Origin of the sequence: Falsiroseomonas sp. HC035 (assembly GCF_050563525.1) — a bacterium.
Lineage (GTDB): Bacteria > Pseudomonadota > Alphaproteobacteria > Acetobacterales > Acetobacteraceae > Falsiroseomonas.
Genome location: NZ_JBNXUN010000021.1, coordinates 1 through 13,853, shown reverse-complemented (window position 1 = coordinate 13,853; position 13,853 = coordinate 1). Strand labels below are relative to the sequence as shown.

Here is a 13,853-nt window from a genome sequence, read left to right as displayed (position 1 = left end):
CTCCTCATGGATCAATAGGCCTCGGCCACCTTCAGCTCCTGCTGCACGACGCGCAGGCGCTCCAGGGCCGGGCGACCGAAGCGATGGAACAGCAGCGGCGTCAGGAAGGTGTCGAGCAGCGTCGCGGTGATCAGCCCGCCGAAGATGGTCACGGCGACGGGGTGCAGGATCTCCTTGCCCGGCGCGCTCGCGCCGATCATCAGGGGGATGAGCGCGAAACCGGCCGAGAGCGCGGTCATCAGCACTGGCGTCAGGCGTTCTAGGCTGCCGCGGATCACCAACGCCAGCCCCCAACGCTCGCCTTCCAGCAAGGCCAGGTTCAGATAGTGGCTGACTTTCAGGATGCCGTTGCGCGATGCGATGCCGGCCAGTGTGATGAAGCCGATCATCGAAGCGACGGAGAGCGGCTGGCCGGCGATCCACAGCGCCGCGATGCCGCCCACCAGCGCGAGCGGCACATTGCCCATGATGATCAGCGCCAGTACCGCCGACTTGTAGCGGCTGTAGAGCACCATGAAGATCAGCGCCAAGGATACGAGCGAGAGGCCCGCGATCAGCCGTGCCGTCTCCTCCTGCGCCTGGAAGGTGCCTTCCAGCGTGAAGAAATAGCCGGGCGGCAAGGTTGCCGGCTCCATCTCGGTCCGGATGCGCGCCACGATCGCAGCCATGTCGCTGCCATCGGTGTTGGCCAGCACCACGATGCGGCGGCGGCCATTCTCCCGCAGGATCTGGTTTGGGCCATCGGTGTCGCGCAGCTCCGCCAACAGGGACAGCGGCACGCGCCCGCCCGGCGTCTCGATCATCACGGCGGCAAGTCCGGCGCCGGTGCGGTCGGCATCGCCGAGGCGCAGCACAACGTCGAAGCGCCGCGCGCCGTCCACGACCTGGCTGACGACCTGGCCGCCCGACAGGGATTGCAGGGCTTCGGCCACCGAGGCGGCGGAGACGCCATACAGCGCCGCCCGCTCATGATTCACCGCCACCTGAAGCTGCGGCACACGCACCTGGCGCTCCACCTGCAGATCCGTCAGGCCGGGGATGGCGGCCAGGCGCTGCTGCATCCCTTCGGCCAGGGCGCGAAGGGTGTCCAGGTCGTCGCCGGAAATCTTGAGCGCAATTTCGGCGCGCACGCCGGAAAGCATGTGGTCCAGGCGGTGCCCGATCGGCTGGCCGACATTGGCACTGCCGGGCAGCACACTGAGGCGCGCGCGGATATCGGCCGAGATCGCCTGCTTGCCGCGCTGGGATGTGTGGAGCGAGACGTCGATCTCCGAGGAATGCACACCCTCGGCATGTTCATCCAGCTCGGCGCGGCCGGTGCGGCGGCCCACGGTGCGGACCTCCGGCACCTGCATGATCAGCAATTCGGCCTCGCGGCCGAGCCGGTTGGCTTCAGCCAGGCTGATGCCCGGCTGGAATTGCAGGCTGATGGTCAGAGTGCCCTCGTTGAAGGGCGGCAGGAAGGAGCGCGGCAGGAGGGGCACGGTCCCCAGTGCGCCCGCCACGCCAACGCCTGCCATCAGATACACCAGACGCGTGCGGGCAAAGGCCCACAGCAGCGCACGCTCATTCCAGCGCTTGAGCACGCGCACCAGCGCGCTGTCGCCGTGGTCCATCCGTTTCATGCGCGGCAACAGGTAGTAACAGAGCACGGGGGTGACGGTGATGGAGACGATGAGGCTCGCCAGGATCGAGACGATGTAGGCGATGCCGAGCGGCGCGAACAAGCGGCCCTCGATGCCGGTCAACGCGAACAGCGGCACGAAGACCAGGATCACGATCATCGTCGCATAGACGATACCTGAGCGGACTTCCTGGCTCGCCTTCGCGACCACGACGATAGCGGGGAGCGGGTCCGGCCGCGCTCGATTTTCACGTAGGCGGCGGAAGACGTTCTCCACATCCACCACCGCGTCATCGACCAGCTCGCCGATGGCGATGGCAAGGCCGCCCAGCGTCATGGTGTTGATCGAAAGGCCGAGCAGCTGGAAAACCACGACCGTGATCAGTACCGACAGCGGAATCGCGGTGAGTGAGATGAAGGTGGTGCGTCCGTTCAGCAGGAAGAGGAACAGCACCACGGCTACCACCGCCACCGCCTCCAGCAGTACCTTCTCCACATTTCCGATCGACGCGGCGATGAAATCGGCTTGGCGGAACTGCACGTTGTTGGCGGTGACGCCCGGCGGCATGGCGCGCTGCAACTCTGCAAGTGCCGCCTCGACCTGCCGCGTCAGTGCCACCGTGTCGGCTGCGGGCTGCTTCTGGATCGACAGGATCACAGCCGGCCGGCCCATGCTGCCGGCTTCGCCCCGCTTGAGGCGCGCGGCGTAATCGATCGTGGCGACCTGGCGCAGCGGGATTGGCTGGCCAGCCCGCACGGCCACTGGCGTATTGGCCAAGTCGGCCAGCCGCGTGGTGCGGCCGATGTTGCGGATCAGGTACTCCCGCCCAGCCTGATCCACGTAGCCGCCCCCGGTGTTCCCGCCGAACTGCCGAAGGGCAGCGACCACCTGCGCCTCGGTCACGTCCAGTGCATGCATCCGCGCGACATCCGGTGTCACGCGATACTGCCGCACCTCGCCGCCGATCGGGATCACCTGCGAAATGCCGGGGATGGTCAGTAGCCGCGGCCGCACCACCCAATCCGCCAGCTCCCGTAGCTCCATCGGGCTGGCGCGGCCATCGGTCGACATCGCCACCAGCATGATCTCGCCCATGATGGAGGAGATCGGCGCCATTTGGGGCGCGACATTCGCCGGCAGCTGCGCCCGCACCAGCGAGAGGCGCTCCGCCACCTGCTGGCGGTTCACCCAGATGTCTGTACCCCAATCGAACTCGACGAACACGATGGAGAGCCCGACACCGGACACGGAGCGGACGCGCGTCACACCTGGCATACCGTTCATCGCCGTCTCGATAGGATAGGAGACGAGAAGCTCCACCTCCTCCGGCGCCAGGCCCTCGGCCTCCGTCATCAGGGTGATGACGGGCTTGTTGAGGTCGGGGAAGACATCGACCGGCAGGCGCTGCAGCGTGAAGGCGCCATAGACCACGAGGATCGCCGCCGCGACCAACACGAAGATCCGGTTCCGCAGGCTGGCGGTGACGAGGATGTTGAACACGGCTAGCGGACCTGCGCGATCAGTCCTGCGCCACTGGTCACCACCCGCGCCCCACGCTCCAGCCCCGCGGTGACCAGCACACGCTGGCCGTCGAGGGGCTGGACCCGCACAGGTCGCGGCAGGAAGCGCTCTGCGCTCGGCATCTCATAGACCACCTGGCCCCCCTCGGGGTTGCGCACCACAGCTTCGGCAGGCAGCACGATGCCTGGGGTGCGGCGCGGGGTCTCCACCAGCACGGTCACGGGCTGCCCCACAGCGAGGCCCGTCGCGCCGCCCTCAATGCGGAAATGTAGGGGCAGACCCTGCTGGCGGAGCGTCATGCCGCGGCCCACGAAGCCAACCCGCAGCGCCTGGCCGCTTGCCGTGACGGCCGAAGCGGCCGAAACCTCGGCGACGGCGGCCGGGTCGAAGGTGATGGCCTCGACCCAAAGCCGGGCGGGATCGACAATGTCGAACAGCGGCTCCTGCGCCTGGATCACCTGGCCGGCGGCGACGCGCACCACGCTAATCAGGCCGGCGGAGGGGGCCACAATCGGCTCCCGTCCTGTCACCGCCGGCAGGTTCGCGGCGCGGCGCTGGCGCAGCCCTTCCAATTCGGCACGGGCGTCGCTGATCTCGCGCGCGGAGACGGTGCCGGTCAGCGCGGTGAGGCGGCGGACCCGTGCCTCACCGATCACGATGAGGGCGTCGAGCTCGGCGATGTTGGAGCGCACGCCTACCCGATCCCGGGCCGCCATGATGGGCACGACGAAGCCCAGAATCTCGCCGCGCGCCACGCGCTGCCCAAGCACCGGGAAGCCTCCTTCCGGGGGCTCGATACGGCCGGCTTCGGAGGCCTGGACGCGGCCGGAGGCGTTGGGGTCCGCTACGACTTGTCCGGTGAGGGTGATGGCAATGGAAGCCTCGCCAAGCTCGGCGGGGCCAGTGCGCAGTCCCAACAGGCGTTGCGAGGGTTTCGGCACGAAGACGCTGCCATCGGGTTGCCGCCGGGGCGCGTCCATCGGCTGCGCGCCGGCAAGCATCGGCACGAGCAGGATCCCCAATAGCACCACCACGGCCGGCGCGGCAGCCACGCGCTCAGGCATCGGCGCGGCGGAGGGCAAGGCATGGGGGCGCGTGGCGATTGAGGGCGGCTCAACGACGACGAGCGGCGGAAGTGGTCGAGGTGCGGCGGCACGGCCGATGGCGGCACCAAGCAGCAGCAGGGACAGCCCCGCCGCCCAGAAGTAAGGCTCGCGCAACGCGATCGCGAGTAAATCTGCCGAACCCGATGCCGCTGTCGCAGCGGCGGCCACCGGGGGAATCACAAGCGTGGCCGGCAGCAGGTCCATATCTTCGCCGGCGGTGATGGTGAAGATCAGGTTCCGCTGGCCAGGACGCTCCAACGCCGGAGCCGCGAGGCCATACACCGCCTCGCTCGCGCGGGTGGCCGTTCCGATGGCCTCGCCATCAACAGTGACTTGCACCGTGGCGCCGTCGATTGGCTCCGACGTTGCGTGCCGGTCGAGGTAAAGCCAGAGGCGTCGATCCGGTCCCAGCACCGCCACGATCTCGAACAGGTCGGAGTGCGCTTCGGCGCGCGGTGCGGCGGCGGCCGGCGGCGCGGGTTCGTCGCCGTGCGCATGGCCTTCGTGGCTCAAGGTAGGGCGAAGGCCCGGTGCGACCAGCAGCGCGAAGAGCAACAAGATACGAATCAGCACGCGCGCGCCCCCTGAGTCCGAACCACGACCACTTCAATCTGGCGGCGCAGGGCGTCGTGGGCGTTGCCCGATTACGACAAAACATTGCAACGGTAAGGGCCTGACCTGGGGAGCCCTGCCTATCGGACACCCCCAGCAGTTCTCGCCTGCTCCTCCGGTGGGCGAATGTGCCGGAAGGCCCAGAGCAGTGCGAAATCATAGGCGATTTTGAGCACGCCACAGATGATGAAGGGCGTCGCCTGCCAGCCGGCCGCGAAGATCGCTCCGGCCATCGCCGGGCCCACCGCCGCCGCCAAGCTGCGCGGCACGGCCGTGAAACTGGCCGCAGCGGTGCGCTCTGCCGGCGTTACCACGGCCATGACGTAGGAGGTCCGCGTCGGCACATCCATCTGCGACAGCGCCGAGCGGAGCAGCAGAAGCCCCAGCGCCCACTCCACGCCAGGCGCGAACATAGCCGCGATCAGGCAAAGGCTGGACGGGATGTGGGTGAAGACCATGGTGTTGATCAGCCCGATCCGCCCGGCGAGCCATGCCGCCACCGGGAATGAGAAGGCCGACAGCACCCCCGCCCAGAAGAAGAATAGGCCCGCCTGGGCCAGCGAGAGGTCGAAGCGCTCGAAGAGCCACAGCGCCAGCAGCGCCTGAACGGCAAGGCCGCCAGCGAAGCTGTCCACGCTGAACAGGGCCGCGAGCCGCAGCACGATACCTCGCGAAGGGCCGAGCGGTGCATGGGCGGCCTGCCGCGCCTCGGGCGCCAGGCGCGGCAGCGCCCGATAGGCTAACCAACAGGCAAGGCCGAGCACGGCGTAGAGCAGGAAGGCGGAACGGAATGCCGCTGGCTCACCCAGGCCAAGCGCCTTGAGACCATCCGCCCCGCCTGCGGACAGGGCGCCGCCGGCAGCGGCGAAGGATCCCACGAAGCTGTAGCGTGCGAAGACGGCGGTGCGCGTGCCGTCCTGTGCTGCTCGCGTCAGCATCGTCTGCTCCAGCGGCGCGAAGATGCTCACGCTGCCCGCCGAGGGGTTGATGGTGCCGACCAGGGCAATGACCATCAGCACGCCGAGGCCGGTCGCGAAGACGAAGCCCAGGCCCGTCGCTGTCATCAGCCCGGCTGCGAGCAGCAACAGCACGCGCGGATCAGCCCGCGCTCCGAGCAGACCCACCCCCAGCGTCATCAGCGCCGATCCGAGTAGCGCCACGGTCGAAACCGCGCCGATCTCCGCCGCGCCATAGCCCAGCGCCAAGAACCAGGCCGGCAGCAACACGGCGACCAGGCCGTCACCAAAATCGCGGAAGCCGCGCGCCCAAAGAATGCGGCGCATGGCGGGTCTGGCTTCGTGCTCCGGAAACGGGGTCATGGCGCGGTGGGCCACAACATGCCGAGCGCCGTGGCGGCGATGCGCTTCGACGATTTGCCTAAGCCGAAGCAGAGCGCGGTATCATCCCACGGGTCCACCTCCACGCGCTTTGCGCCAGCGCGAACGCCGTCGCGTAAACAGGGTGTCCCGGCCAGTCGCTTGAGTTGCGCAAATGTTATGGCTTCGGGACTTGGCACAATGCGTCCCCTCCTGATGCGCGAAGCGCGGGAGCTTGGACGCGATTCTTGGGCCAAGCCGCACGGGGCGATCGCGGATGACCCCCTCACGGAGATGATGCGCAGCACGAAATTCAGGGTCAAGGTCGAGTTGCGTCACCGCAGGCAAATGTTGTCGGCCGACGAGATGCGTCTCACGAACACCAGAGCAGGTTGGATTCCGGTTCCTACCGCTGCTCCATTCGGCCTCATCACAACCTGTCTCTCCTGATCAGGCCATCGCGCTAAGGCGCAGGTTTTCTGCGGTTTCCGGCCGCCACCTTGATGGTGCGAATTCGGAACGAGGGCTTGCTATCTCTCCGCAATGCCGGAGACTCTCCGGACCTTGAGGGTTGGGCGATTTACCCAACAAGCTTAAACCCTTGATCGCGAATCGTTCCTGGCGGAACCTGCTGCAGTGTTGTGCCTTCTCACTGATGGGGGTGGTACCGCTCAACTTTCTCCTCGCCCTCAAGCTCGGCATGCACCAGCCTGACCTTTCCCCCTGACCGGGATCCACCTGTGATGAGAGAGTTGGCCTTCTTGGAAGGAGGCAGGAATGCCCAGGTACGGAGGAGCAGATCATCAGGCTGTTGCGGCAGGCGGAGGTGGAACTGGCGCAGGGCCGGCCGATGGGCGAGATCTGTCGCGGGCTTGGGGTGTCGGAGGCGAGCTTCTATCGCTGGCGATCTGAGTACGGCGGCCTGAACGTGGATTAGGCGCGGCGACTGAAGGACCTTGAGCGCGAGAACGCGCGGCTGAAGCGTGCGGTAGCGGAGCTGACGCTCGACAAGCAGATCCTGAAAGAAGCTGCGGAGGGAAACTTCTAGGCCCCGAGCGCTGGCGTGCTGGCGTGCGGCATGTGCAGTCGGCGCTCGGGGTATCGGAGCGTCGGGCCTGCCGCACGCTGGGCCAGCCACGCTTGACGCAGCGCAAGGTTCGGATGTGCGATCCGACGAGACCGCGCTGACTGATGCGGTAGTGTCGTTGGCGGCGTAGTATGGCCGCTACGGCTACCGCCGGATCACCGCGCTGCTGCGGGCGGAGGGCTGGCGGGTGAACGCCAAGCGCGTGGAGCGCATCTGGCGGCGCGAGGGGCTGAAGGTGCCGCGGCGGCAGCCGAAGCGGGGCCGGCTATGGTTGAACGACGGGTCCTGCGTTCGGCTGCGGCCGTGCTGGCCGGGACATGTCTGGGCGTATGACTTCGTGCAGGACCGGAGGCATGACGGCCGGCGGTTCCGCATGCTGACGGTGATCGACGAGTACACGCGTGGGTGCCTGGTGATCGTGGTGGCGCGGCGACTGACGTCAGGCGGCGTGCTGCAGGTGCTGACGGATCTGTCTGTCGAGCGCGGACCGCCTGGGCACATCCGCTCTGACAACGGGCCGGAGTTCGTGGCGAAGGTGGTGCGCGGTTGGCTCGGCCGCGTCGGTGTGACGACGCTGTTCATCGAGCCCGGCAGCCCCTGGGAGAACGGCTACAACGAGTCATTTAACGGCAAGCTGCGGGATGAGCTGCTGGACAGGGAAATCTTCTATTCCTTGCGAGAGGCGGAGGTGCTGATCGAGCGTTGGCGACGGCACTACAACACGGTCAGGCCGCACAGCGCGCTGGGCTACCGGCCGCCGGCGCCGGAAGCGGTGTTGCCCTGGCCGTCTGGCCCCGCCTAGGCTGCCGCTCCGGCAGGGCTAGCCGGCCCCAGGCCACAACACGGGCCAAGTCTCTCATAGTCCGTGGCCCCCGATCGGAGGCAGGTCATCGGCGCCCAGCGGATGTGCCGTGCCGGTATTGGCGAGCAACTCCAACGCACGCCAGCGACTTCGCCGCGGCCTACAACTTCGGCTGCAGGCTCAGTTGCCTCCGCGGCATTAAAGCTGAGAAGTTCATCTGCAAGGCCCGGGCGATCAAGCCGCAGCGCTCATGAACCGTACCACCACATGCCGGGACGCGTGACCGCGCCGAGGCGAGCAACGAGCGCGAGTCCCCTATCGGCTCAATGTCGCTCAGCCAAAATCGGCCGGCGCTTTGCCAAACCGGCGGCGGAATGCCGCAGCGAAACGGGCGGAATTGGTAAAGCCGTATCGATTTGCGACCAGCCCGACAGGCACGGCGCCCCTGTGGCGGCTCAGCTCCGCGTGGGCTGCCTCCAGGCGAAACCCGTGCAGCACGGCAAGCGGCGTCAGCCCCCGGAACTTCCTGAATGCTGCGTTCAGCGTTCGCACGCTGCATCCCGCTGCCGCTGCGACCTCGGCGATGCGAACCGGATGGGCAGCGCGCTCGCGCATGAAGTCCTCCGCGCGCCGGACATAGGCGGACACCGCCGCTCCCTGTCCGACGTCCAACTGGTCCGTGTAGTTGTGCGGCACGGCGCGCAGGATCAGCGCCAGCAGGTGGTCGGTGGTTGCGGCAAGCGCGATCGGGTTCCCGGCCACGCCGTCCAGCCGCCCAAACTCGTGGACGACGAAGTCGAGCTGCGCCTTGAGGCTGACCGCCAGGCCGCCATCCCATCCCACCGAAGCGCGGAACTCGATGGGCTGGCGCAGGCGCCTGTCCAGCATCTGCTCCAGCGCCCCCTCGATTTGCGTGGCCTTGACGAAGACATTGGTTCGGACGCTCTCGTCGCTGGTCACCAGACGCGTGTCGGGGCCAAGCCGGTAGACGAGCCCGCCGGATGCGGTCACCGTCGTGCGATCACCGCGCCGGATCAGCGTCAGTGTGCCCTTCGACGGCATCCGGAAGCCGAAGAACTCATCGTCCTCCCCCTCGACGGAGACGGCTGTCTCGAAGCAACTCTCACCGTAGCTGGCCATGATGGCCCCCGCGGAGCGGATGGCCACGCCAAAGATGGGCTCGCCAAACTGCATTCGCAGCAGAGCGCGGTCCCGGAGTTCGTACCGGAGGTGCCGGCTCGAGCCCGGAAGGCGACTGCTCACCCTGGACCGATGATCAAGCTCGGCCGGATCGCTGACGTGAGTGGTGTGAAACATGGTCCGCGAGGCAGCATGGGGGGGAAGCGCGGAAAGCAGCATGGCAGCGATCCAAAACGAATGAACACTGATTGTGCGTGAATGCTGGCCCTTCGGAAACTTGAAAATACAGACCTGCTCATTGAACCGCGGGATTGGACCGTACGAACACTGCGACGGGCCTGATTCGAGTCACCGAATCCGTCACCCTCCGTGCAAAGGCGACCATGTTTGTCGACCTGTAATACGATCCTAGCCGGTGGTGATCCCCTACGATACGAAGCGCACAGCCAGTGCATGCCAGGTGCGGCTGCTGGTGGGTCTTCCGTGCCCTCCGATCCGGCGCCGGACCCTCTCGATCGACCGCGGAATCTGCGCCATCCTGCATTTCCTGGCTCGCAACCCGTTTTGGCAGTCCGCCGAAGCGCAGCGGATCATGCCCTGGAAGCGCGGCGCATTGCGTCCAGTGGCGTTTCGCCGAAGCGGCGACGAAATGCACTGGCGAACCGGGACGCGTTGGTGAAACCGTATCGGCGCGCGACGGCCCCGACCTGGGTATCGGCCGCGTCGCGACACAGTTCGGCATGCACCTGTTCCAGCCGAATGGCGTGCAACGCCGCCAGCGGCGTGCGGCCGCGGAACCGCTTGAACACGGCGCCCAGGGTCCGTACGCTGCATCCTGCCGCGGCCGCTATGTCGGGTATACGCAGCGGCTCGGCGCCGTGCACGCGCATGAACTCCTCGGCACGCTGGACATAGGCGGGCGCAGCGCCATCAGCGCCAAGATGCAAATGCTCGGAATGGCTGTGCGGTGCGCCGCGCAGGATCAGCGCGACGAGGAGGTCGGTCGTCGAGGCGAGGGCGACGACGTTGTCGGCGATGCCGTCGGGCCGCTCAAATTCTCGCATCACCAGATCGAGTTGGAACTTTAGACTTCCCGCGAGCCCATCGCTCCAGGCCAGGCTGGGCCGGAACTCGAGGGGCTTGCGAAGGCGGGCGTCGAGCATGTGTTCCAGCGCCTGCTCGACCTCCGCGACCTTGATGAAGACATTGGTGCGCAGGCTGTCGTCGCTGGTCACCAGGCGCGTGTCCTGGCCGGGACGGAAGACGAGGCCGCGCGATGCGGTGCCGGTTGCCGCTTGCCCCTGCCCGATCAGCGTCACGTCGCCGTGGAGAAGCGTGGCGAAGCAGAAGAAGTCGCCATCGCCCTCGATCGACACCTCCGTCGCGAAGCGGCTTCCACCGTGGCTCGCGACGATCGCACCGGCGCTGCGTGTCGCGAGGCTGAAGATCGGCTCGTTGAAGCGCATGCGCCAGAGCGAACGGTCGCGAAGCTGATACCGGTAGGCACGGCCTGATCCAGCAAGACGATTGCTGACGCGCGAACGGCCATCAAGCTCCGCCGGGTCGTTCGTACGAACGACGCTGAACGTCGTGAGCCTGTCGAAGTGCGTCGGCAGTGCGGTCAGGGGCATGGCTGGCTCCCTCGTAAGGCGCAACCATGCACGCGCGCCAGCCCTGGCTCACGCCCATCCTGGACAGTTTCGGCATCGGCAGGACAATTCCGGCGGGAAAGCCGATGCCGTCGCTGAGTCGGGCCTCATCCGCGTGTCCGGGGCATGCAATCAGGGGTGGTCTCCGGAGCACGCCAGCCATGAGCGAACTGGGCCTGAACCCTTACTTCCGCGCAGCCCGCAACCCATCGGCCAACGCAGGCCAGCCCCACAGGTCCAGCCCCGCGTGGCGCTGCCCTGCCGCTGATGGCCATCGCAGTGCCCTGCCGGAGTGCTGCCGCTGTCGCGCACCAACGTGGAGCGGGTTTCGGCCGTGATGCCGCCAGGCAGGGCGCCCAGCCCCGCTGCGGCGCTGGCGGGCTTCCGATGTGCATGCGCTGCGCCGATCGCGGCGCCGGAAACGCATATGCATGCCGCCCACCCCGTCGCCTTGCCATGCCGTGGCCATTGCCTGATTGCGCTGCCTGCGCCGGCTGGCCTGGCAGGACGCGGCTCGGCGAAGCCGCGGCAGGTGGCGTCCTGACCCACCCTCTCAGCAAGCGGCCGGCGCCCGCCGCCCACGATCTGGCGTCGATGCCGCCGGCATCGGTGCGGCGCGGGGCGCAACCTGCCGGCTTGCAGGTCCGCCCGGCCGTGACCGGCAGCATCGTCGTGCTGATCGCCGGTCATGGCGCGATCCAATCCCATGCTGCCTTCACCGAGGAGATGGCTGCTATCCTTGGCTCCTCCCGCACCTCGGCCATGATCATCTGCGTGCTGAGCGGAAGCAGTTGCTTCGTCGTCAGCACGCTGACAGGCCAGCTGGCCGACGGCTTCGGTGCGCGGGTGCTGGCGCACGTGCTGCTGGTGGCGACGGCGCTGGACATCGGGCTGGCGCGGCAGGACGCGCTCGCGCTGCTCGCCCTTCTTGGGCTCGGCGCCATCACCGGGCGCTTCGCGCTTGCCGTCGCGTTTCGGTGGCGACCGCCATTGCCTGTCCACGGCGTAGCCAGTCTCGCCGGGCAGGCGCTGCCGCTCGCCCTCATCGCGGCGCTTGGCATGGCCGGGTCGCCGCTGCTGGCATGGACCGGTCCGCAGGGGGGCGGGCGATGATCCAGGGGGATGTCACGCTCGGCCCGGCTGCTGCGCTGGTCGGCTTCGCGCTTGGATACCTTGCCTTGATCGCGGCGCCGGGGCCGAACATGTTCGCCATCGGCTCGATCGCGTCACTCCGCGGTTTCCAGGGCGCGCTGCCGCTGTGCCTGGGCATCGCCGCGGGCGCGGGTGCGCTGGCCGTGGCCCTGGCCCTGGCTTTCGACCTCCTGGGCCACGACTCCGGATGGGAGGATGCGGGGCGAAAGATCGCCGCGCTGCTTCTGTTGCTGGTGGCGATCCGGGTGGCGCTGGCACCAGCACCGGCAGTCTGCGACGGCCCGGGTGCGGCAGCCCCGTCCGCACGCGACGGTGCGCTCGCCTTCGTGACCGGGCTCTTCGTCGCCGCCTGCAATCCCGCCACCGCCACCTTCTTCACAGCGCAGTTCCTTGGCGCCGTGGGCGCCGGACAGGCGATGCCCATGGTCCTGGCCCTGGTGCCGCTGCTGGCGCTGGTCGGCAACGGACTCCTCGCCGCGTTGTTCGCGCGGCCCGCCGTGCGGCAGTTGATGCGGCGCCGCTACCGGCTTGCCTGCCTGGTGTCGGCGGCGGTGCTTGTTGGGATGGCGGCGGGAATGCTGCGCCTCCGGTGGTTCGGTTGATCCAGGTGGAAGGCGACAACACCGTGCCGAAGGGCCACGACGATCATCGCCAGGAACGTCGCTGTGGCCGCCATCCACGCCGCCGCCCGGATGCGACGTCGCAGATGGTCCACCGCGTTGAGCGCTGCCGAGAACTCACCCGGTTCGGGGCAAAGCTGCCACTCGGACCTGATCCATGTCCGGATTTTGGCCTCGGCCTTGCGGGCAGATGCGGTGGGCGTGTTGGACATGGCGTTGTTGAACGATTCTTGCGCGGTGCGGCATGACAGCGCCTCGCAGGTCCTCCGCAGTGATGGCGGAGCCGGTTGCGTTGCAATGGGCAGCACGCAACCGACGCCGCCAAGGATCCTGCCTTCTGGTCGGCCCATCCCCAAGATCGCCCGGTGCTGCACGAGTCCGCGGAGTGCAGCCACCTTGGCGTGCCGGCAGAAGCACCTGCCGGTGCCGGGACGGAACGCCGGAGCCTTGTCCTACGCCGCGGACAGCATGCGCTCGCGCGCCTCGGTGGTCAGCTCCATGGCCTTTTCCGCGGCCGCCTGGGCCCCGGTCAGGTCGCCGCGGCCAGTCAGCAGGTTGGACAGGTCCATCCAAGGTTGCGGGTCCTCGGGCGCGGCCGCCATGGCCTGCGTCAGGTAGTCGCGCGCCATGTCGAAGTTGCCGCGGCGGATTTCGATTTCAGCGGCGCGGCGCAGGAACACCGGCGAAGGCTCCGGCCGCAGGGCCATTGCCTCCTGGACCTTGGCCAGCGCCTCCTCGTTGGAACCCTGGAGCATCAGCTGGTTCGCAGCCTCCATCCGGCACCACGGGTCGTTCGGGTCGGCGACCATCGCCTGATTGAGCCAGTCGGTTGCGGCCGCGGTGTCGTTGCGGCGGAACGCAATCTCGGACTGCCGGCGCAGGAAATGCACGGGGTTGGTGAGCGGTCCTGCCAGGGCTTTCGTCACGGCCTCCTCGGCGCCGTTCAGGTCGCCTTGGGCCATGCGCTGCGACGACAGTTCCAGCAGGACCCAAGGATCCTTCGGATCGATCACCAGCGCCTGGTCGAGGAACTCCAGACCGGCCGTGTAGTTGCGCCGGCGGGCCTCAATCTCGGCACGGCGGCGGTAGAAATGCACGGACGGCACCCGCGCCAGCCGGATCGCCTCCTGCGCCGCCTGGTCGGCCCCATCGAGGTCGCCGGCCGCCAGCAGCACATTCGACACCTGGAACTGGCACCAGGCGTCGCCAGGGTCGGCCTCAAT

The 13,853-nt window shown here is 67.9% G+C and carries 8 protein-coding genes and 1 pseudogene; 3 read left to right on the top strand and 6 right to left on the bottom strand.

Annotated features, from left to right (window positions below; genetic code table 11):
• Positions 1 to 11: 11 nt before the first annotated feature.
• The 3 genes from ACLF3G_RS25830 to ACLF3G_RS25820 all read right to left on the bottom strand — a co-directional run bounded on the left by ACLF3G_RS25830 (position 12) and on the right by ACLF3G_RS25820 (position 6,147).
• Positions 12 to 3,125, bottom strand: coding sequence for an efflux RND transporter permease subunit (locus tag ACLF3G_RS25830; RefSeq protein WP_430672279.1), 3,114 nt, complete (start codon positions 3,123 to 3,125; stop codon positions 12 to 14).
• A gap of 2 nt (positions 3,126 to 3,127) precedes the next feature.
• Entirely contained in the window at positions 3,128 to 4,825 is a 1,698-nt protein-coding gene (locus ACLF3G_RS25825) for an efflux RND transporter periplasmic adaptor subunit (protein WP_430672278.1), read from the bottom strand.
• Positions 4,826 to 4,944: 119 nt separating this feature from the next.
• Positions 4,945 to 6,147, bottom strand: a complete 1,203-nt coding sequence (locus ACLF3G_RS25820) for an MFS transporter (RefSeq protein WP_430672277.1) — start codon at positions 6,145 to 6,147, stop codon at positions 4,945 to 4,947.
• An 832-nt stretch (positions 6,148 to 6,979) separates the two neighbouring features.
• Between ACLF3G_RS25820 and ACLF3G_RS25815 the strand changes: the two are divergent.
• Positions 6,980 to 8,069, top strand: a pseudogene (locus ACLF3G_RS25815) (IS3 family transposase).
• 333 nt (positions 8,070 to 8,402) lie between these two features.
• Here ACLF3G_RS25815 and ACLF3G_RS25810 read toward each other — a convergent pair.
• Positions 8,403 to 9,263, bottom strand: coding sequence for a helix-turn-helix domain-containing protein (locus tag ACLF3G_RS25810; RefSeq protein WP_430672276.1), 861 nt, complete (start codon positions 9,261 to 9,263; stop codon positions 8,403 to 8,405).
• A 536-nt stretch (positions 9,264 to 9,799) separates the two neighbouring features.
• The gene (locus tag ACLF3G_RS25805; RefSeq protein ID WP_430672275.1) at positions 9,800 to 10,840 is read right to left on the bottom strand and encodes an AraC family transcriptional regulator; all 1,041 of its coding nucleotides are present in this window, start codon (positions 10,838 to 10,840) and stop codon (positions 9,800 to 9,802) included.
• A 612-nt stretch (positions 10,841 to 11,452) separates the two neighbouring features.
• On the opposite strand from ACLF3G_RS25805, the gene ACLF3G_RS25800 reads away from it, so the two are divergent.
• Both ACLF3G_RS25800 and ACLF3G_RS25795 read left to right on the top strand, forming a co-directional pair.
• Positions 11,453 to 11,971: a hypothetical protein gene (locus ACLF3G_RS25800; protein ID WP_430672274.1), complete on the top strand. Its 519-nt coding sequence runs from the start codon at positions 11,453 to 11,455 to the stop codon at positions 11,969 to 11,971.
• The gene (locus ACLF3G_RS25795) at positions 11,968 to 12,612 is read left to right on the top strand and encodes a hypothetical protein (RefSeq protein ID WP_430672273.1); all 645 of its coding nucleotides are present in this window, start codon (positions 11,968 to 11,970) and stop codon (positions 12,610 to 12,612) included. The genes ACLF3G_RS25800 and ACLF3G_RS25795 overlap by 4 nt, the downstream gene beginning before the upstream one ends.
• Positions 12,613 to 13,082: 470 nt before the next feature.
• On the opposite strand, the gene ACLF3G_RS25790 is transcribed toward ACLF3G_RS25795, so the two are convergent.
• The coding region (locus ACLF3G_RS25790; protein ID WP_430672272.1) for a tetratricopeptide repeat protein at positions 13,083 to 13,853 on the bottom strand (771 nt) is incomplete at its 5' end.